Genomic DNA, 20,133 nt, shown 5'->3' with positions numbered 1-20,133 from the left:
AAAAACCAGTGCTGAAAGAGATAATAAGAGCTCGGCAGGTAATAAAATTGATATAGATCAAAAAGCCAAAACGAGGTAATTAGCAGAGGGTTGCTAACTACCCCCTTATAGGTATAGAGTGAAAAATTGAACCTCTTATAATAGGGGCTCCAGCGATATGCATACCCAAAAAAACGCATTGAACATAGTAACAGTGATGTTTTAAGGGGTAGTTTTTAAAGAGAGAAGAAATAAATGTTAAATCGAGCCAAACGTTCCATTGTTTTTCGAATTAGCACACTTATGACCAGCGTGATTGCCATGGCCTTTATCAGTATTTTTTCGTCTGTTTATATCTCGGAGTTGAGTGAGTTTGATGGCGCTGCGATTAATCTATCTGGTTCTATGCGCATGTTAACCTTCAAAACAACCAGCCAAATAGCCGATTATCAAAACTTACCGAGTGAAGAGAAGCTCGCTCATATACACAATTCAATCTCGCGCTTTGAAAAAAAACTGAATAATAGCATTTTAAAAATTGAGTTTACCCAACACAAAGACATCGCTATTGAACATGGCTACAACACCATAAAAACAACTTGGCAGGAAGAAATTATCCCGTTGTTTAATCAAGCAATACAACAACAAATCCCTATTGATAAGCTGTTATTTCGCGCCACAGCATTTGTTGATTTAATTGATAAACAGGTGATCCTATATCAACAAAAAGCCGAAAGCCGCTTGGAGTTATTACGCATCGTGCAAATTACCACGCTGTTTATAACTTTAATCCTGATCTATATTTGCCTTTATTCTGTTCACTACAAAATTTCAATACCATTAAAAGAGCTTACCAATGTGGCAAAAAAGTCCACGCAAGGTGATTTCTCTCACCGCGTTAACCTTGACCAACAAGATGAGCTAGGTTTGCTTGCCAACACTATCAACGCAGCCAGTGATACCATTGAAACCATGTATGGCAATTTAGAAAAGCGTATTGCCTCTAAGACGAAAAAGTTAAAACGTAGCAAAGACATGATCGAGTTATTGTTTGATATTTCTAATCAAACCAATCAATCTGCATCAGGTGAATTGATGTTTCAACCGATTATTGAACAACTTGCTGATATTAGTGAAATATCAGACATAGACTTATGTTTGCTGACTCCTGAAGGCGATGTGCCATTTCAACATCTAGTATCTAGCCCACAACAATTATTATTAAGTGCGTGTGTTAAAGGGAATTGCGCAACCTGTCATGAAAGGCAATATGTTTATGACAACAGCTCTAAAACCATTCAAATTAAGTTCCCTTTGCAAACACCCACGTTGAGATATGGTGTGTTAGTCGTCAACTTACCAGAGGGTGCATTGCTTGATCCATGGCAAAGTCAGTTATTTAAATCCGTTGCGGATCAAATTACTCTTGCGCTCAGTTTGCAGGGAAAGAGCCACCAACAACGTCGTATCGCGCTGCATAATGAACGCTCAATTATTGCCCGAGAGTTACACGACTCCCTCGCTCAGTCACTTTCATACCTTAAAATTCAAGTAACCCGAATTCAAAAAGGGGTAGATAAAGAAGTAGACAAAGCGGCATTACAAGAGATTATTGCTGAGTTGCGTGAAGGGTTAAGCTCCGCCTATCGTCAATTACGTGAACTACTCACCACATTTAGATTGCAAATCACCGATTCAGGGTTACAGCAGGCATTGAGTGATACCCTTGATTTACTGCAACAACGAACTGCAATGCGCCTTAGCCTTGATTATCAGATTGGCAATATTCCACTTTCTCCAACCGAAGAGATCCATATTTTACAGGTGGCAAAAGAAGCGTTACAAAATTCGGTATACCATTCAAAAGGCACTGAAGCATCAATCTCAATTGCTGAAAATGCGGATAAAACAATATCACTTGCAATCAAAGACAATGGTGTAGGTATTGGTAATGATCCGCAGAAAATCAATCATTACGGTCTTGCCATTATGCGAGAGCGCAGCACATCCTTAAATGGCGAATTCAACATTAACGAAGTTGGACAAGGCGGTACTGAAGTTCATGTCCGCTTTAAGCCTACTTACCTTAATGCTCATGCCGCTTAAATCATTTGATTAGACAAGCTCAATAACAAATGTAACCTAGCAAGGTGCTTAGCACTGAAATTTATAGCCTTGCTAGGTGATAATACCAATTCACTTAAGTAGCTGCTCATCCTAGCGGACTAAATATACCCAAGCCATCTGAAGATGCATGCTTCAGAGCTATCACAGCGCTTTCAAGTCAAGGCGTGTTAATCAAGGAATGTAGGTACCATTCAAATTAACACAACGTAGGATTGAATTTGCGGTGAAGCTCCTAAAGGGCAAGGTTAAAAAGCATTTATACCGCGTTGCCCCACAAGGATGTAGGGTAAGGTGACAATGCAGGAGCACATTGTCTTTATTGATTTTGAAAAGGGAACACCATTTCCTGCAATCATTGCCTTGTCTAAATGCTTTTTATCTCTTGCTGAAATAAAGCATCTTCAGGTGACTTGGGTATATCATGCTAACTGCGTTAGTATTTATCAATGTAGAGCAACTACATAAGAAAAAATCGCCTTATTATCATTTCATTTATCTAGCGCTAACCCTGATCACATACTTAACAGAATTGGTATAAAAACTGTAGGTTTTTATTTGATAATTAAGCTAAGAGATGAATTAATAAGGTTTAGTTATCTAAGTAAGTTATTACCAACGCAGAGAAAGGTGATTTTGGCCAGAGCTTAAAGGGCTATGGCTTTATTCTATTACCTTTATTGGCACTTCACTCATTTAGAACTGGAAATATAAGATTAACATTCTATCAATTGGACATACCAGTTTATGCAATTCACTCTTTATCCCAGCTGATAAAAAAACCACTTAAGTAATTAAGTGGTTTTGCTTCTAGGTATGACTACCTTTCGGGAGAGTTCATCCATGAACCGTTTGCGTACGATACTAAGGGTTATAAAACTCGCCATCTTTACGTAAGTAGAACCACCAGTTGATAAGTAAACATACCGCGTAGAAAATTGCGAAACCAACTAATGCAACTTCTGGCGTGGTTGCTTTGATTTGTTCACCTAATACTTTCGGAATATAGAAAGCGCCATAAGCTGCAACTGCAGATGTCCAACCAAGTACAGGGCCTGCTTGCTCTTTCGGGAATACCATTGCAATAGTGCGGAAAGTGGAACCATTACCGATACCTGTTGCAGCAAACAGTAATAAAAACAATAAGAAGAATGGCAAGAAGAATTCTTCTGGTGTAGCCGATTGATAAGCTGCTTGCATGTAGTAAGCCACACCCAGTGCACTGCCTACCATCACAACTGAACAAATTTGTGTAACCAGTGCACCACCAAATTTATCCGAGATCCAACCGCCTAGCGGACGAATAAGTGCACCAATAAACGGACCCATCCAAGCATACATCAGCGCACTTGGGCCATTTGGATTGATCGTATCGTGAGTCATCACACCATCAACCATTACGTGTTGGTAGCCGAAGATAACTTTAATTGCTAATGGGAAAGACGCTGCAAAACCAATAAACGAACCAAACGTCATGGTATAAATAATACTCATTACCCAAGTGTGTTTATTGTTGAAAATTTGATACTGACGGGTCAGTGATTTATTAATTTGTCCTGGTAACATTTTTAATAGGAATACTGTCGATGCAACCACTAGCACCAATACTATTTCTTTTGGTACACCAAAGCCCGAACCATTTGCCGCTTCAGGTAACATTAGCCATAGACCGAATGCCGCGGTAACGAAACCAATAAACAACATTACTGAAATTAACATAAAGCTTGAGAGCGGATTACCAATATCAGGCGACACCTCTTTGGTACGAATATTATTCATACCGAACCAGCCTAAAAAGAACAGCGGAATTAAGAACATAAGCCATAAGAAACCGGCGTTATGAATATAGGTTTCAGAACCTGCAGGGATCTTACCAATTAACGTACCTGAGGTATTAACTAAAGTCATTGACTCGCCACCAAAGATACCAAACGTCATAAACAGCGGCACTAAGATTTGCATGGTCGTTACGCCAAAATTACCTAACCCTGCATTTAAGCCAAGCGCCAGTCCCTGCTCTTTTTTAGGATAGAAAAAGCTAATATTTGACATAGATGCGGCAAAATTACCGCCACCAATACCAGATAGCAACGCTAATAGTTGGAACATCCAAAGCGGCGTATTTTGGTCTTGTAATGCTATGCCTGTACCTATCGCTGGCACCATTAACAATGCAGTGGTAAAGAAGATGGTATTTCGCCCACCACATAAACGAATAAAGAAGCTGCTGGGGATCCTCAGAGTCGCACCAGTGAGACCAGCAATCGCCATCAGACTAAATAAATCAGGTTTGGCAAATGGAAAGCCTAAATTGAGCATTTGTACTGTGATAATGCCCCAGTAAAGCCAAACGGCAAAACCACATAATAAACTCGGGATCGAAATCCATAAGTTTCTATTTGCTATTTTTTTTCCTTCGGATTCCCAAAATTGTTCATTTTCGGGATCCCACTTTTTTAGATCACTCATAATTTTTATGCCTTAGAGCTTGGGATTTGTGCCTACTATGTCTGTTGAACGTGGTTGGAACAATTAACTAAATGCGGTAGCTCCCCCCTACCCAGAAATAGATACAATAACCGACATAGCTCTTCCCCTTCCACAAACAAAAAGCAAAAAATCAATAAATTCAATTAAGTAGTCAGTTTATACAGGAAATTAAAACTACCTATTTGTAGGTAGTTGGCAAATAATCAACTAAATTTGATTTGAGTTAATCATGATTTAAATCAATTTTTACAGTACATTTAGCGCGAAAATAAACGCAACAACCTATTAAACGAATAACAACAATAATAAATCGAACTCACAAGGGGCAATTATGAGTGAACTAGCAGCAAGCATCATGATCGTTGATGACCACCCATTATTTCGCAAAGGTCTACGCCAACTTATTGAGCTAGAAGATGAAATAGAAGTTATCGGTGAAGCAAGCAATGGCCGTGACGCAATATCACTTGCCGCAGAACTCGAACCTGACCTGATTATTTTAGATCTTAATATGCAAGGAATTGATGGCCTCGAAACTGTGAAAGAAATGCGTAAATTAGAAATTACCTCGCGCATTATTATGCTAACTGTTTCAGACAATGACGAAGATGTCGTCACTGCAATTTCAAATGGTGCTGATGGTTATTTGTTAAAAGATATGGAGCCAGAAGATATTGTCCACAATATTAAAATGGCTGTCACCGGTAAAATGGCGATAAGTCCAACCTTAACAGAAGCGCTAGCAACCGCATTGCGTAAACCAGACAAACCAAAAGACAATCCGCTAAACAGCCTGACCAGCCGTGAATTAGAAATTCTAAAACTCATTGCAAAAGGTCTGAGCAATAAATTAATTGCCAGAGAACTTGATATCTCTGATGGCACAGTGAAAGTGCATGTTAAACATCTACTTAAAAAATTAAATTTCCGCTCGCGTATCGAAGCCGCTGTGTGGATGGTCGATTTACAAAAATAGAGGTCTCAATATGAGTTGCGATTGCGATAGTTATCAACAACATTTGCTTCCATTCACTACGGCTTATGCAAACTTAATAGCACATGCACAATGCTCTTTAGCAAGTGAAACCATACCACTGCTGCAAGCAACCGGGAGAATACTCAGCCAAGCAGTAATTTCACCAGTCAATGTGCCACCACATAATAACTCTGCAATGGATGGCTATGCATTTAAGTTTAACGATTTAGCTGAGCATCAGAATTTAACACTTGTTGGTACTGCACTCGCTGGCCATCCTTACAGCAATAGAATCAACCATGGCGAATGTATTCGTATTATGACGGGTGCGCCAATACCAAGTTCGGTCGATACGGTGGTGATGCAGGAAATGACCTGTGCAACAGATAATGTCATCAGTATCAAGGATGCGCATAAGTTAAAACTCGGTGCAAATGTTCGACAATGTGCCGAAGATATAGCACTGGGCCAAACAATATTAAACCAAGGCCATACTCTAAAAGCAGCGGACATCGGTTTACTCGCCTCTTTGGGGATTCACCAAATAACGGTTTATCAAAAAATTACGGTTGCTGTATTATCGACTGGTGATGAACTGGTATCACCCGGCGATACACTTTCGCCCGGTCAAATTTATGAGTCAAATCGCCATACATTAATTGCTTACCTACAGCAGCTTCCGGTTAACATCGTTGACCTTGGCATAATCAAAGATAGTAAAGAAGCGATCCGTGAAGCCTTCTGGCATGCTGATGAAGTAGCCGATGTAGTGATTTCTTCAGGAGGTGTATCAGTCGGTGAAGCAGACTTTATCAAAGATATTCTTAACGAACTGGGTGAAATCAACTTTTGGAAACTGGCTATCAAGCCTGGCAAACCCTTTGCTTATGGCCAGCTTGCCAATAGTCACTTTATCGGCTTACCGGGTAACCCTGTTTCTGCCACTGTAACCTTCGAGCAGCTGGCTTTACCATTTATTCAAACCTTAATGGGCACACAAGCAAAATCACAAACCAAACTTCTCGCTACCGCAACCAGTGATTTTAAAAAGCGTCCAGGTCGATTTGAATTTCAGCGCGCCATTGCCACCGAGCAAGACGGCAAGTGGCAGGTGGTTTCTGTTGGTGCGCAAGGATCTGGCATTCTTTCCTCAATGTCGCGGGCCAATTGCTACGTGTTGCTAGAAGAAAACTCAAACGGTGCCGCAATAGGCGATACAGTCACCATCGCTCTGTTTTAAGGCATAGCTCAAATAATATTTGCTAAAAATGCACCCTTCGCGGTGCATTTTTTTCGTCTTTTCCACTCTACCCATCAAGAGGTAACACAAACATTAGCTTGATCTAGATCAAATCAACTTAACTCCAAAAATATTAAAACACTATATATAGACAAAATATAAAAAAACAACACCATATATAGTATGCGATATTCTAATATTCAGACCACATGGCAAGAAGTGCCAAACGAATTCAGCCTGGTTTTTTCCATTGTCGGCTGTCCACTCGCTTGTAAGGGTTGTCATAGTGCCGAAACATGGAACAGCAAGGCTGGCAAAGCCCTAACAGTAACTTTGCTCGAACATTATCTAAACCAATATCGCGACTATATCTCGTGTGTCTGTTTTTTAGGTGGCGAATGGCATGAACAACAACTTATTGAGTATTTGCAACGTATTCGACACGCCAAGCTTAAAACTTGCCTATACACCGGGCTCAGTCAATGTCTGTTATCACAAGCCTTAATAAACCAACTGGATTATCTCAAAACCGGCAGCTGGCAAGCGAAATTAGGAGGCTTAGACAGCCCACGAAGCAACCAACGATTTTTCGATTTAAACACCCATTCTGATTTAACTCATGTTTTTAGAAGGAATTAACTGTGCTCACTCTTAATCATCAACAAATCAAACAAAAGCTTAATTTTATAGACGAATATAAAGCGGCTTGTACGCCAGCTGATGGTACACAATTTGATGCCAATGCCAATGTCACCAGCAAAAACTTAGCCACACTCGAAGCCGAAATGATGAAAGACTGCTTTATTCAGATTAACCGTAAGGTAATGTATAACAAAATTGCTGAACTATTTGATCATGAGTTAGCGCATGAATATATTCGACAGATTGAAGCTCACGAGATCTATGTGCATGATGAAACTAGCCTCAAACCATACTGTGTTAGCCTCAGCATGTACCCCTTCTTATTAGATGGATTAACCAAATTAGGCGGCGAATCAAAAGCGCCAAAACATATTGAAAGTTTTTGCGGCAGTTTTGTTAATCTCGTATTTGCTATAAGCAGTCAATTTGCTGGTGCCGTCGCCACGGTAGAGTTTTTAACTTACTTCGATTATTTTGCCCGTAAAGATTATGGCGATGATTATTTAAATACGCATACTTCGCAAATCGCCAATCATTTACAGCATGTGGTATACGCTCTTAACCAACCGGCGGCAGCACGGGGCTATCAAAGTGTATTTTGGAATATTAGTATTTATGATCAACACTACTTTCACAGTATTTTTGCTGATTTTGTCTTCCCTGATTTTAGCAAACCTAATTGGCATAGTGTTGAACAATTACAATGGTATTTTCTTGATTGGTTTAACACAGAGCGCGAACGCGCATTATTGACCTTCCCGGTGGTGACCGTCGCCATGCTCAGTGATGAGACGAAAGTGAAAGATCAACAATTCGCCTGCCAGATTGCCAAACAGCTCGCAAATGGCAACAGCTTTTTCACTTATCTATCTACCAGCGCAGACTCTTTGGCATCTTGCTGTCGATTACGTAATGAAATGGTTAATAACACCTTCTCTTATTCGCTTGGAGCGGGCGGTGTCGCCACGGGTTCAATCAATGTGATTACTTTAAATATGAACCGCTTGATACAGTGTGGTCACGACTTAAAGCAACAAGTTGAAAAAATTCATAAATACCAAGTTGCCTACCGAAAAGTGATGGAAGAGTATCTAGCTGCAGGCCTACTCACAGTTTATGATGCAGGGTTTATACAACTGGATAAACAGTTTTTAACCATAGGTGTCAATGGTATGGCTGAAGCCGCTGAATTCCTCGGCATTGAAGTGAGCAATAATTCAGATTATCAAAAATTTATAAACCAACAACTAAAAACTATTTTTGATGCTAACCAACAGGCTAAACAACAATATGGCTATTTGTTTAACACTGAATTTGTACCCGCGGAGAATTTAGGCGTAAAGAATGCAAAATGGGATAAACAAAGTCAGCTAAGTGTGCCTCGGGATTGCTATAACAGCTATTTTTATCTAGTTGAGGATGAACACTGTACCCATTTAGATAAACTAATGCTTCATGGTACGCAATTCACCCAATACCTTGATGGCGGTAGTGCTCTACATCTTAATTTAGACGAACACCTCAGCGCACCCGCTTATTTACAACTACTCAATATTGCTGCCAAAACAGGGTGTAATTATTTTTGTATTAATGTCAAAAGTACGCTGTGTCATGATTGCGGCCATATTGATAAACAAACTCAACAACATTGCAGTGCATGCGGTAGCCTTGAAATCGACTATGCAACTCGGGTTATCGGCTATTTAAAGCCTGTAACAGCCTTTAGTAAAGGTCGCCGTGTTGAGCATGCCAAACGGCATTACCACAAGCAACCAGCTTAATTCTCTTTCGTATATAGGGAACTGATGTTCCCTATGATTTAAGAGTTTACTTTTCAGTTTCCGACTAAAATTTCAAGCAGGCGGTCTAGAGGTAAAAACAATTTTATCCCTTGTGTAATGTCATTAAAGCTCATCAAAATCTCAACGACAAAAGCGATAACAACAACTAATCAACGGCGATAATCTCTTCTGCGAGTTGGCATAACTCATCTTGATTATGCGAGATCATCAACATGGGGATCGTATATTCTTGTTTTATTTGTTTTAAATAATCAAGCAATTGCAATTTTTGATTTTTATCAATACCTGTCAGCGGTTCATCAAGTAAAAGTAGTTGCGGACTGCTCAAGATTGCTCTGGCAATAGCCACTCGTTGTTGTTCCCCTCCTGATAAAAACTGTGTTTTTCTTGCTAGCAAAGGTTTTAGCTGCATAGTTGAGACTACCTGTTCAAATGAGAACATACCTTGTGTCGCTCGTTTATATGCAAACACCAGGTTTTGTTCCACATTTAAATGCGGGAACAGTCGTGCATTTTGAAACACATAGCCAATATTTCGCTGTTGAGGCGTTAACCATATGCTGGCGTCCTGTAACGTTTTATTTTTTACTTGTATGCTCCCTTTCGCCTCCGGCGCAAACCCCGCAATTATCTTAAATAATGTCGACTTACCACATCCTGATCCGCCAACAATACCAATGCATTGACTTTCAGGTTTAGTCGCTATCTGATAACGAAAATGACGTTGTGCAAGAACAATTTCAGCATTCACAGTTAACATCGTCGCGGCCTTTTTAAATAATTAATTACAGCTAGACTAAACACAGCAAAAACCAATAAACCTGCAGAAATAGTATGTGCTTTGTCATATTCCATTGATTCAACTGCATCAAATAGTGCAATGGAAAGTACTTGAGTTTCCCCAGGAATATTGCCACCAATCATTAAGATCACACCAAATTCTCCCACCGTATGGGCAAAACATAATAAACCTGCGCTGATAATGCCATTACGAGAAATAGGCAAGACAATGTTAATAAAACTATCCCACTTGGATGCACCCAATGAGTACGCCGTTTCGAGTAACTGGTGGTCCATATCGGAAAATGTTGACTGTAATGGCTGTATTACAAAAGGCAATGAATAGATCAGCGAGCCAACTAAAATCCCCCAAAAGGAAAATGCCAGTTGTTGGTTAGTTACGGTTTCAAACCAACCACCGATAAACGTCTGTGGTGAAAACGCAATTAATAAATAAAAGCCCAAAACAGTGGGCGGTAATACAATCGGCAGCGCCACTAAAGACTCGATAATACGCGCAATAAAAGAACGACTTTGGCTTAGCCACCACGCCAAAGGGATACCGATAAGCAGTAGAATCGCCATGGTGCTCAGGGCAAGTTTCACCGTCAACCAAAATGCCATTATTTCGCTGTTTGATATCATCACCATTAATGGTATCCCCAGCGCGACAATTGTTGCTGTACAGAGACGGAACTTAAATAACTAAGAAATTGCTGCGCTTTATCTTGCTGTCTTGAAGCTGAAATAACAACCGCATATTGCGCTATAGATGACTCTTTAGTATTCAGTATTTGATAATCTGATTTTGCTACATTGTGCGCCAGTAAATGACTTAAAGCGACAAACCCTGCTTTCGCATTGCCTGAGTGCACGACCTGAAACGTTTGAGCAATGTTATTCGTCGTCACGGTTTTAACTGAAAGCGTTTCAAAGTACTTTTCTAAATACGCCTGTGTGGCAATGCCATAAGGTGCATGCTTACCATTCGCGATTGCTAAAACAAGCGTCTCGTCATTGTTTAGCTGTGACAGACTGGTATATTGATTGGGAGAATAAAATGCCAATTCACCTATCGCATACACGCGTTTACTGGCTGCAATAGCCAATCCATACTCGATTAATTTGCTAGGGCGATATTCGTCTGCCGAAAGAAATAGATCAAATGGTGCACCATGGCTAATTTGTTGATAAAGCACTCCGGAAGAAGCTGAAGATAAAGATACCTTTATTTGATAAATCTTTTCAAATTCACTGACAACTTGCTGTAAAGGGGCTTTAAAATTACTAGCCACCGCAATTCGCAAAGGCTGCGCGTCTGCTGTGCCCGCTGCAAATAACACACATATAAAATAAAGCTGCAAGCAAAACCGCACCTCAAGCTACTCCCAGTTTAAATAAGCCGTTTGATCTTTGTCTGCTGGTGTTAACCATACATCCGCGTGTGTTGTGGTTTCCTTTTTCCAAAAAGGGGCCTGTTTTTTAAGGTAATCCATCACATATTGAGCACAATCAAACGCTTCTTCTCGGTGTTGACTAGAGACGCCTACATAGACAATTTGATCGCCCAAACTCAACTGACCAACTCGATGAATAACATCCACACGATCAACAAAAAACCGTTCTTTGGCTTGTTCAATAATCGCCTCAAGGGTACGCTCTGTCATACCTGGATAATGTTCTAAAAATAGTCCCGTTACATCATTGCCTTGATTAAAATCACGTACCAATCCAGTAAATGTGACAATTGCGCCAGCATGCAAATTATGCTGTTTTAAATCTGTATAAAGTGCATTTAAGTCAAAATCTTGATGTTGTATTCTTATCATATTAGCCTCCCGTTACCGGTGGGAAAAACGCCACCTCATCAGAGGTCGTTACAGTATCTGTTTCCAGTGCCATTGCTTGATTTATCGCAGCCAGAGCATTGCCTTTTAACAAGAACTCTTGCCATTTTTCGCCGCGTTCGGCCAACAGCATGCGTAGTTGAGCAAGTGTTTGAATTTCAATATCATGTATTTCGAGTTCACTACAGTTCAACATTTCCCGTAACCGACCAAAAAATAAAATTTTCATTTAACGCCTCCTAAACAGTTAAAGCATGGTGTTGCGAATGACTAAAATCACCACTTTTACCACCTTCTTTATGGCTTACATGACAATGGCTAATGACCATTTCAGGGTCGCTTGCTTTACACATATCAAAAACAGTGAGTGCCGCAATATTGACCGCTGTGAGCGCCTCCATTTCAACCCCAGTTTGGCCAGTCAATTTCACCATCGCTTTGATATGTACACAGCAAAGCGCGGCATCACACTCTAGATCAACCTGAACTTTACTAAGCAACAAAGGGTGACATAGTGGAATTAAGTCAGCACAGCGTTTCGCTGCTTGAATTCCTGCAATCCGTGCAACTTGCAAGACATCTCCCTTTGCATTAGCGTTAGCCACTAATAAATCAAAAGTGGTCTGATCCATAGATATACGGGCATAGGCATTCGCAACTCGTGTTGATGGTGTTTTTTCACTAACATCAACCATGCTCGCAGCCCCCTGTTCATCAACATGTGTAAATGACGTCATATTAGCCTCGCGATTGACACTGTGCGCTTTGTGTTTGCTTTAATTGCGGCACAAAATTACATGGCCGATGAGATGCATCTAATTGTTCAACAATAATGCTTTGCCATGCAGTTTTGCAGGCATTAGTAGAACCTGGCATGGCGAAAATCACCGTACCATTGGCAAACCCCGCAACCGCTCTTGATTGAATGGTCGATGTGCCAATTTGCTGATATGAAATTTGACGAAACAGTTCCCCAAAGCCATCAACTTCTTTGTCAAATAATGGTGCCAATGCTTCCGGCGTTGAATCGCGTGCAGTAAAGCCTGTGCCACCAGTGATCACAATTGCTTGCACCTTATCACTGGCAATCCACTGTGATACTACTGCACGGATCTTATAAATATCATCAATCACAATTTGCTTATCTGCGAGTATATGCCCTGCTGTTTCAATACCGTCAACTAGATAGCGGCCAGACGTATCACTGCTTTCATCACGTGTATCTGACACCGTCAAAACTGCAATATTTAACGCTTGAAAAGGGGCTGGTGTTTTATGTCCCATAATAATTCCTACAATGTTGTCTCTAAACTCCGCCATTGCTCTGGCGTGTTGGTGTTAATAAGTAAATCGGGTCTGATTGATGCTAGGGGCTTTGCATTAAGAGCCTTGAGTAATGCTCGCAGCGAAAGTGATTTTTGCTTGCTTAAACTATTTGCTAAATAAACGCGCAACGCATTATTTATTTGCAGCACACATGGCAGCATAAAACCCTCAAAATAACAGGCTTGCTGCTGTTTCAATGAATAGTGTTGCAATGCGATCAGATGTGCAGAATTGACAAGAGGCATATCTACTGGCAATACACTGAGCCAAATGCCATTGTTGAGTCCAACGACTGCAGCATCAATGCCTGCCAAAGGTCCGAGGCCAATAAATCGATCTTTAATAGCATTACCTTTGTTACGGCTCACTAACACTCGCTGACACAGAGAATCACTCAGCGTTTCAATGGCATGGTCCAATAGATTTTGATCACCAAAGCGTAATTCGGCCTTATCTTGCCCCATTCGTGAAGACTTGCCACCAGCTAACACTAAACCAACTATCTCCATACTAACCTCCCAGCATCGCAAGCTCTGATGTGCAGCCAGAAATACCTTGCTGTAAAAAATGGCTTACCGGTTTATCGTTTAGCAAGGCAGCAATGCAACCATCTAATTGATGTTGTTTGTCCTCAGCAAGTAATGGTCTCAGGTCATGACCTGCCTCACCAAATAAGCATAAATGCAGTTTACCTAATGATGAAATACGCAAGCGGTTGCAGCTCTGACAGAAATCTTTTGAATATGGGGCAATAAAACCCACCTTACCCAAAGAATCTGAGTGAAAAAACTCTTTTGCCGGGCCCGCACTTTTCGAACGTTTAATCGCTTGCCACCCTTGTGCAGTTAATATATCTGCAACGTGCTGAGCACTTACATGGTTTTTCTCAAAATAAGCTTTATTATCGAGCGTTTGCATCAATTCAATAAAGCGTAACGAAATCGGTTTGTCTTTCACCCATGCAATTAAATCTTGAATTTGCGAGAAGTTATATTGCTTTAATAGCACCGTATTGATTTTGATTGAACTGATTGTAGTTGTTTGCGCAATAGCTAAACCATTGAGTAATTCTGTCAGGTTATTTCTGCCGATAATGGCTTTTAGCATTCTACCATCGAAGCTATCGCAGCTCACATTAAGGGCATCTAAGCCAGCATCGGCCCACGCTTTCACTTTACGATCGAGCTGATGCGCGTTGGTGGTTAACGCCACTTTTTTAATGCCTGGCGTATTTTTGATAACAGTAATAATGTCACAGAGATCACGACGTAAACTAGGCTCCCCACCGGTAATACGAACCTTTTCTATACCATTGCGTGCAAACGCTGACACCAGCGTTTTAATTTCATCCAGCGACAAGTGCTGCTGCTTACTCTCACACTGATAACCATCAGGTAAGCAATAATTGCAACGGTAATTACATACATCTGTGATTGACAAACGCAAATAGCTAAATTCACGTCCGTGCGCGTCTTGTAACATAGTCAACACCTTTCCAAATACGGGAGGCATAGCAATTTCTTACTATACCCTGGTGGCTTAGCCACGGCTTAAAATCCATGAAATTTAGTCGAAGGAAATTAAGCTCGGAGTTGCTTTAAAGCTGTCTAAATTGTGCCGTTATAGGCTGCTTAAAACCATACAACTGAGTTAGTAGAGATCAGCTATAACACTACCTAATTAGGGGTAGGCCACCAATAAAAAAGCCGACCTAAGCCGGCTCTGGGAGTGGATTCTTTATAGTTTTAGAAATTAACGTTGACCATAGCCCATACTTTTGAAGTATCACTGGCATGCTCATCCGCTGAGTAATGAGCATATTTTAATAGCCCTAATACACGCTTGTTAAATTTATACTTAGCGGTTAAGTCAAGTTCAGAGCCATAATCAATGCTCTGCTCTGCAGAATCGAAAATATGATAGGTTGCACTGAGCGCCACACCACTAACTTTACCAGCGACTTTTACATAAAGGTCGTTAATTCCATTTTTGGGTGTGCTCAAGAATTTATCGGCAAAACCTTGAAACTTGTGTAACGTTGCCAAAGGTGTTTGAAAACCAACGCTATTATCGCTGCCCAGTGACTCAAAGCCTGCTGTGAAGGCCACCTTAGAAAATTTATAAGTAGCATCTAATGCTAAGTAATCTGTGCTGTAGTCAAGTGGGCTATCACCGGTGTCGGTTTGTGTTGCATAGCTTGCATGTAATTTTATGCCAGCAATCACACCATTATAATCAACACCGAGCGTTTGATTTGATAACGCTAAAGCATCACGAAAATCCATCTCATAAAGAAATGTCGTTATTTTGTGACTCTCATTGATTGGCAAGAAGCCATGCACTAAATGAATATCACCTTTTAAATCTGCTTTTGCCCCTTCAGGCCCAAAAATACGATTCACGTTGTGAATATAAGCGTAATCGATCTTCATTTTATTATTAAATTCGTAAGCTAACCTTACACCATCAAAGGTTTGCTCGTTTTGACGCCAGGCCACACCGCCAATAAAACGCTGCCCATCTTGCACAATACGTTGACGGCCTAAATCGGCACTTAAACCAGCATTGCGGTATTTTAAAGCGATTTGATTAACATCTGTGCCTTTAGGATCAGCCACTACAGGATATTCGCCCTTACCATTTGCTGTACTATTAAAATTGTCGTTCCCGATATAAGAGACATTGTCAAATTCTGCAATCAAACTAAAGTTTTGATATGCCTGCGTGTTATAGGTCAATCGCGTACGTAGAGTCGATGCATTTGCATTCTTATCGATGCCATCTTGGTCAACGAACTCATAGCGATAACGCATATTCACTTTTACTTGGCCATCTGCCACAGCATCCATAACCCTGCTTGCTTGTTCTGCTGCTGCGGTTTGCATTACAAAAATGCCCGAAAGTGCCATTGCTAATTTTGTCAGCGTAAACATTGCTTTTTTCATCTTTTCACCTGAATGTGTTTGTTGATGTTTTAGCGCCACCATACGCCCTTGCTGAATTGTTTTTTTGATTAAAATCAAGCTTTGCCTCCAGCTACTCCCATATAAAACTCGCTACCCACAAGGAAGTATTGAGCTCATCTCACAGAAGGGATATAACCTGTTCCCATAACTTAAAGGTGTCATTTATGAAGCAATTAACAGACGTACAATCTCTTAGATATTGCAGGCATATACTCATGCCTGAATTTGATTATGCTGGACAAGAGAAACTCTTAAATAGTCAGGTTATGATTATCGGCTTAGGTGGCCTTGGTAGCAGTGCTGCTCCGTACCTAGCAAGTGCAGGTGTTGGCGCACTCACTCTAATTGATTTCGATACGATTGAACTCAGCAATTTACAAAGACAAATCATCCATACTGAAGATAAAATTGGCATCAATAAAGCGCTGTCGGCACAACAATACATCGCGAACATAAACAGTGAATGTGATGTCACTGCTATTGAGCAAAAGCTCGACGACAGCGCGTTAAGCGCATTAATAGAAGCACATGACTTAGTGCTCGATTGCACCGATAATCTCAACACACGTGAGCAAATTAATGCTTTATGCTATCACCACAAGGTGCCTTTCGTATCTGGAGCTGCAATCCGCTTTGAAGGGCAAGTAACTAGTTTTAACTGGCAACCTAATACGCCTTGTTACCACTGCCTTAGCCAGCGTTTTGGTGAGCAGCAATTAACCTGTGTCGAATCAGGCATATTATCGCCACTTGTGGGAGTGATCGGTGCGTATCAAGCAATGGAAGCAATTAAGCTATTAACAGGTATTGGCGAAACACTTGTTGGTCGGTTAGCGCTGTTCGATGGCAAAACATCTCTAAACAAAGAGTTTTCCTTTAAACCGGTTAACAACTGCCAAATCTGCGGCTAGTTTATTTATCATGTAAAAAGTTAGTATCAATCGCATGCTGAAGGCGCTTTGCCTTTAGCACCGATTTTTGTGCCGAATGCATCACAATCATACAACAGGCGAGTACGCCATATAACAGCATAAAGCTCGCGCTATACACTCCCACTAAATCATCAGCTAAGCCAAACAAAATAGGTAAAGTACAGCCGCCAGTAGCACCAATAAATGCAACAAAACCGCCAACTTGCCCCATTTGTGTGGGGTAATAATTTTGAATTATTTTGTAAACCGATGCCCTACCAAACCCTTGTGCAATGCCAATGATTAAAATTAACCCCGTAAATAAATAGATGTTCACCTCGATATTGAGTTCAACATCACCTTTCATACCATGTATAGTCATCGTAGTGGGCGGATAACTTAAAAAGAACAAACACACCAGACAAATCCAAAACACACTCCAATTCACAGCCCTTGCACCGTATAAATCAGCAAACCACCCGCCAAGTGCACGTACTAAACTCGATACAAAAGTAAACAGTAAGGTTAAATTCATTGCTGTTGTAAAGCTGGTGCTATATGCCTGCATATAATATTGCGGTAACCATAAAATGAGCGCAAGAAAGCTACCAAAAACGAAATAATAATATAAGCCAAAGCGCCATACTTGCAGGCTAGTTAATGGATTAACTTTCTTAACTGACTGAAAATCTGAGATAAATCGATTTGATTTCGGCGCAATTAAAGCGAATGCAAGTGTGATTAGTAACATACCGAAAGCGTAACAATAACCAACAAACTCCCAACCTAAATAGCTCACAATACATGGTACAAGCGCTAAGGTTATGGCCGCTCCCGCATTACCAGCGCCAAACACCCCCATAGCAGTGCCCTGATACTTAGTTTCAAACCAATCTGTTACATAACGAATGCCAATGGTAAACGATACGCCTGATAGCCCAAGCCAAAGCCCAATCAGTAAATACTCTAAGTAGCTCGATGCCTTAGGCAACAACAATAATGCGGGTATGATAAGTAGCATTTGCCAAATAAATAATGACTTACAATTGTTATTTTCAACAAGGTAACCCACAGGCCAACGTAAAATCGCGCCACTAAATATCGGCGCAGCAAGTAATAAACCAAATTCTGTTGCTGACAGCATTAGTTCGCTACGAATATTGACACCTAATACAGCATACAAGGTCCACACTGAAAAATTGGCAGCAAATGCCAAGGTTACAGCCCAAAGCGCACGTTTAGCCAAAAAAGCTTGCATTTTATGTCCACATTCTAAATATTGTCGAGTCCAATTTAAGTATAACAACAAGCTTTCACAACTTTGTCACTACTCACTCATTTCCAGCCTACTCTCGCTGACGTTCAAAACACTAACAAAAAAGTATAACCAATTGATATATAAAATTAATTTTCAAGGCAGTACTACCCACAAAGCGGTATACCCCGCTAAACAGCGTATTTTTCAACACTTATGGTTTGATATATATCAAGGTTTAAAACTCTAACTACATTACAAATATGGCAGTTAATAAAACGACTGCACTCAGTCAGGAGTAGAATAATGACCGACTCAGGTAAAATCCGGTTGCTCAACTTTGGCGACCCAAAAATAAAAACACTGCATATCACTTGGTTTGCTTTTTTCTTGACCTTTGTGGTGTGGTTTTCGCACGCACCACTGATGGTCTTTATAAAAGAAGCCTTTGATTTATCGTCTGCGCAAATTAAAGCATTACTAATTTTAAACGTTGCCCTCACCATTCCAGCCCGCATAGTCATCGGGATTTTGGTGGATAAGTTTGGCCCACGAATGGTCTACTCCAGTTTACTTGTGGCCTCATCAGGTTTATGTATCACCTTTGCGACCGCAAACAGCTATGAACAATTAGCCCTATTTCGCTTTTTACTCGGCTTTGTCGGTGCCGGCTTTGTTATTGGTATTCGCATGGTTGGAGAATGGTTCCCAGCAAAACAAGTTGGGGTTGCAGAAGGCATTTATGGTGGTTGGGGTAATTTTGGTTCAGCTGCTGCGGCAATGACTTTACCTACTCTTGCTATGTTTTATGGTGGCGATGATGGTTGGCGTTATGCATTAGGTACCACAGGTGTCATTGCTGGTTTATACGGCGTTTTCTATTTCTTTGTTGCACAAAATACACCTAAAGGCTCAACTTATTTTAAACCTAAAAAAGCAGGTGGTCTTGAAGTCACGAGCTGGAAAGATTTTTATCTTTATTTATTTATGAATATTCCAATGTATGCTGCGCTTGCAGTTCTTGCTTGGAAATTATCACCAACCGGAGTAAACCTGTTTAGTGAAACTGCGATGTACGGTATTTGGGCTGGGCTAGTTGCACTGTATATATTCCAAGTTCACGCAATTTGGCAAGTTAATAAAGAAAATCTGACACAAGGTGTACCTGAACTTGAAAAATATAACTTTAAGCAAGTTGCTATTTTAGACCTATCATACTTTGTTACCTTTGGTTCTGAACTGGCTGTTGTTTCTATGTTACCGCTTTTTTTCTTAGAAACATTTGAAGGCTTAGATCCTGTTAAAGCGGGTTTACTCGCATCCGGTTTTGCGTTTATGAACCTAGTAGCACGCCCTACAGGAGGCTGGTTATCAGATAAAGTTGGTCGACGTAAGAGCTTAATGATCCTGATTGCTGGTTTAGCCGTTGGTTACTTTATCCTAAGTAATGTTGATGGCACTTGGTGGATCCCGCTGGCTGTTGCAGCGACCATGGCTTGTTCATTCTTTGTGCAAGCGGGTGAAGGCGCTGTATTTGCTATCGTACCGTTAGTTAAACGTCGTATGACAGGACAGATAGCAGGTATGGCTGGTGCTTACGGTAATGTTGGCGCAGTGACATACTTAACCGTACTATCATTTGTTGATTACAGTACCTTCTTTTTAGTGATAGGCTGTTCAGCACTGATCATTTTCTTCATCGCGATGTTATTGGATGAACCAAAAGGGCAAATTGCTGAAGTGATGCCTGATGGCTCAGTACATTTAATCGATGTAGGTTAACAACAAGGAATAC

At 40.6% G+C, this 20,133-nt stretch carries 19 protein-coding genes and 1 riboswitch; of the genes, 7 read left to right on the top strand and 12 right to left on the bottom strand.

What is annotated here, in order from left to right:
- Positions 1–234: 234 nt before the first annotated feature.
- Positions 235–2,085, top strand: a complete 1,851-nt coding sequence (locus AAEU29_RS10450) for a histidine kinase (protein WP_421973271.1) — start codon at positions 235–237, stop codon at positions 2,083–2,085.
- Positions 2,086–2,967: 882 nt separating this feature from the next.
- Here the strand turns inward: AAEU29_RS10450 and AAEU29_RS10445 are convergent.
- Entirely contained in the window at positions 2,968–4,572 is a 1,605-nt protein-coding gene (locus AAEU29_RS10445) for an MFS transporter (protein WP_372768626.1), read from the bottom strand.
- Between the two features lie 352 nt (positions 4,573–4,924).
- Here AAEU29_RS10445 and narL point away from each other — a divergent pair, with 352 nt between their 5' ends.
- The 4 genes from narL to nrdD all read left to right on the top strand — a co-directional run bounded on the left by narL (position 4,925) and on the right by nrdD (position 9,232).
- Positions 4,925–5,569: a two-component system response regulator NarL gene (narL, locus tag AAEU29_RS10440; RefSeq protein ID WP_372768628.1), complete on the top strand. Its 645-nt coding sequence runs from the start codon at positions 4,925–4,927 to the stop codon at positions 5,567–5,569.
- A gap of 10 nt (positions 5,570–5,579) precedes the next feature.
- Entirely contained in the window at positions 5,580–6,809 is a 1,230-nt protein-coding gene (moeA, locus tag AAEU29_RS10435; RefSeq protein WP_421973270.1) for a molybdopterin molybdotransferase MoeA, read from the top strand.
- Between the two features lie 183 nt (positions 6,810–6,992).
- Entirely contained in the window at positions 6,993–7,448 is a 456-nt protein-coding gene (gene nrdG, locus AAEU29_RS10430; protein ID WP_421973269.1) for an anaerobic ribonucleoside-triphosphate reductase activating protein, read from the top strand.
- A 2-nt stretch (positions 7,449–7,450) separates the two neighbouring features.
- Complete coding sequence (gene nrdD, locus AAEU29_RS10425) at positions 7,451–9,232, top strand: anaerobic ribonucleoside-triphosphate reductase (protein ID WP_421973268.1); 1,782 nt, start codon at positions 7,451–7,453, stop codon at positions 9,230–9,232.
- A 166-nt stretch (positions 9,233–9,398) separates the two neighbouring features.
- Here the strand turns inward: nrdD and AAEU29_RS10420 are convergent, their stop codons facing one another.
- From AAEU29_RS10420 to AAEU29_RS10375, 10 genes are all read right to left on the bottom strand, one after another.
- On the bottom strand, positions 9,399–10,013 hold the full coding sequence (locus tag AAEU29_RS10420) for an ATP-binding cassette domain-containing protein (protein ID WP_421973267.1): 615 nt from the start codon (positions 10,011–10,013) through the stop codon (positions 9,399–9,401).
- Positions 10,007–10,684 (bottom strand): molybdate ABC transporter permease subunit, encoded by a 678-nt coding sequence (gene modB / locus AAEU29_RS10415; protein WP_421973266.1) that lies wholly within the window; start codon positions 10,682–10,684, stop codon positions 10,007–10,009. The genes AAEU29_RS10420 and modB overlap by 7 nt, the downstream gene beginning before the upstream one ends.
- The gene (gene modA / locus AAEU29_RS10410; RefSeq protein ID WP_421973265.1) at positions 10,684–11,397 is read right to left on the bottom strand and encodes a molybdate ABC transporter substrate-binding protein; all 714 of its coding nucleotides are present in this window, start codon (positions 11,395–11,397) and stop codon (positions 10,684–10,686) included. Before modA ends, modB begins: the two co-directional genes overlap by 1 nt.
- Before the next feature lie 18 nt (positions 11,398–11,415).
- On the bottom strand, positions 11,416–11,862 hold the full coding sequence (moaE, locus tag AAEU29_RS10405) for a molybdopterin synthase catalytic subunit MoaE (RefSeq protein ID WP_421973264.1): 447 nt from the start codon (positions 11,860–11,862) through the stop codon (positions 11,416–11,418).
- Position 11,863: 1 nt separating this feature from the next.
- Positions 11,864–12,076, bottom strand: coding sequence for a MoaD/ThiS family protein (locus AAEU29_RS10400; protein ID WP_421973263.1), 213 nt, complete (start codon positions 12,074–12,076; stop codon positions 11,864–11,866).
- Positions 12,077–12,119: 43 nt separating this feature from the next.
- Positions 12,120–12,617, bottom strand: coding sequence for a cyclic pyranopterin monophosphate synthase MoaC (moaC, locus tag AAEU29_RS10395; protein WP_421973262.1), 498 nt, complete (start codon positions 12,615–12,617; stop codon positions 12,120–12,122).
- A gap of 1 nt (position 12,618) precedes the next feature.
- The gene (gene moaB / locus AAEU29_RS10390; RefSeq protein WP_421973261.1) at positions 12,619–13,164 is read right to left on the bottom strand and encodes a molybdenum cofactor biosynthesis protein B; all 546 of its coding nucleotides are present in this window, start codon (positions 13,162–13,164) and stop codon (positions 12,619–12,621) included.
- Between the two features lie 8 nt (positions 13,165–13,172).
- Positions 13,173–13,715 (bottom strand): molybdenum cofactor guanylyltransferase, encoded by a 543-nt coding sequence (gene mobA, locus AAEU29_RS10385; RefSeq protein WP_421973260.1) that lies wholly within the window; start codon positions 13,713–13,715, stop codon positions 13,173–13,175.
- A 1-nt stretch (position 13,716) separates the two neighbouring features.
- A complete protein-coding gene (gene moaA / locus AAEU29_RS10380; protein ID WP_421973259.1) occupies positions 13,717–14,688 on the bottom strand; it encodes a GTP 3',8-cyclase MoaA in 972 nt (323 codons plus the stop codon).
- Positions 14,679–14,810, bottom strand: a riboswitch (molybdenum cofactor riboswitch). It overlaps the preceding gene by 10 nt.
- Before the next feature lie 141 nt (positions 14,811–14,951).
- Positions 14,952–16,229: an alginate export family protein gene (locus tag AAEU29_RS10375; RefSeq protein ID WP_421973258.1), complete on the bottom strand. Its 1,278-nt coding sequence runs from the start codon at positions 16,227–16,229 to the stop codon at positions 14,952–14,954.
- 107 nt (positions 16,230–16,336) lie between these two features.
- Here AAEU29_RS10375 and AAEU29_RS10370 point away from each other — a divergent pair, with 107 nt between their 5' ends.
- Positions 16,337–17,083 (top strand): molybdopterin-synthase adenylyltransferase MoeB, encoded by a 747-nt coding sequence (locus AAEU29_RS10370; protein WP_421973257.1) that lies wholly within the window; start codon positions 16,337–16,339, stop codon positions 17,081–17,083.
- 1 nt (position 17,084) lies between these two features.
- Here the strand turns inward: AAEU29_RS10370 and AAEU29_RS10365 are convergent, their stop codons facing one another.
- Positions 17,085–18,341: an MFS transporter gene (locus tag AAEU29_RS10365; protein WP_421973256.1), complete on the bottom strand. Its 1,257-nt coding sequence runs from the start codon at positions 18,339–18,341 to the stop codon at positions 17,085–17,087.
- A gap of 303 nt (positions 18,342–18,644) precedes the next feature.
- Here AAEU29_RS10365 and AAEU29_RS10360 point away from each other — a divergent pair, with 303 nt between their 5' ends.
- A complete protein-coding gene (locus tag AAEU29_RS10360) occupies positions 18,645–20,120 on the top strand; it encodes a NarK family nitrate/nitrite MFS transporter (protein ID WP_421973255.1) in 1,476 nt (491 codons plus the stop codon).
- The last annotated feature ends 13 nt before the right edge of the window (positions 20,121–20,133 follow it).

Origin of the sequence: Pseudoalteromonas aquimarina, from assembly GCF_049257255.1 — a bacterium.
Taxonomy (GTDB): domain Bacteria; phylum Pseudomonadota; class Gammaproteobacteria; order Enterobacterales; family Alteromonadaceae; genus Pseudoalteromonas.
The sequence above is the reverse complement of the archived record's forward strand: the minus strand, read 5'-3'. Positions and strand labels throughout refer to the sequence as shown.

Excerpts from the sequence above, each read along its gene's own strand:
- AAEU29_RS10365 (WP_421973256.1), bottom strand. The coding sequence starts at position 18,341 with ATGCAAGCTTTTTTGGCTAAACGTGCGCTTTGGGCTGTAACCTTGGCA.
- moeA (WP_421973270.1), top strand. The coding sequence starts at position 5,580 with ATGAGTTGCGATTGCGATAGTTATCAACAACATTTGCTTCCATTCACT.
- moaA (WP_421973259.1), bottom strand. The coding sequence starts at position 14,688 with ATGTTACAAGACGCGCACGGACGTGAATTTAGCTATTTGCGTTTGTCA.
- moaE (WP_421973264.1), bottom strand. The coding sequence starts at position 11,862 with ATGATAAGAATACAACATCAAGATTTTGACTTAAATGCACTTTATACA.
- moaB (WP_421973261.1), bottom strand. The coding sequence starts at position 13,164 with ATGGGACATAAAACACCAGCCCCTTTTCAAGCGTTAAATATTGCAGTT.
- AAEU29_RS10370 (WP_421973257.1), top strand. The coding sequence starts at position 16,337 with ATGAAGCAATTAACAGACGTACAATCTCTTAGATATTGCAGGCATATA.
- moaC (WP_421973262.1), bottom strand. The coding sequence starts at position 12,617 with ATGACGTCATTTACACATGTTGATGAACAGGGGGCTGCGAGCATGGTT.
- nrdG (WP_421973269.1), top strand. The coding sequence starts at position 6,993 with ATGCGATATTCTAATATTCAGACCACATGGCAAGAAGTGCCAAACGAA.
- AAEU29_RS10420 (WP_421973267.1), bottom strand. The coding sequence starts at position 10,013 with ATGTTAACTGTGAATGCTGAAATTGTTCTTGCACAACGTCATTTTCGT.
- narL (WP_372768628.1), top strand. The coding sequence starts at position 4,925 with ATGAGTGAACTAGCAGCAAGCATCATGATCGTTGATGACCACCCATTA.
- modB (WP_421973266.1), bottom strand. The coding sequence starts at position 10,684 with ATGGTGATGATATCAAACAGCGAAATAATGGCATTTTGGTTGACGGTG.
- AAEU29_RS10450 (WP_421973271.1), top strand. The coding sequence starts at position 235 with ATGTTAAATCGAGCCAAACGTTCCATTGTTTTTCGAATTAGCACACTT.
- AAEU29_RS10360 (WP_421973255.1), top strand. The coding sequence starts at position 18,645 with ATGACCGACTCAGGTAAAATCCGGTTGCTCAACTTTGGCGACCCAAAA.
- AAEU29_RS10400 (WP_421973263.1), bottom strand. The coding sequence starts at position 12,076 with ATGTTGAACTGTAGTGAACTCGAAATACATGATATTGAAATTCAAACA.
- mobA (WP_421973260.1), bottom strand. The coding sequence starts at position 13,715 with ATGGAGATAGTTGGTTTAGTGTTAGCTGGTGGCAAGTCTTCACGAATG.
- AAEU29_RS10445 (WP_372768626.1), bottom strand. The coding sequence starts at position 4,572 with ATGAGTGATCTAAAAAAGTGGGATCCCGAAAATGAACAATTTTGGGAA.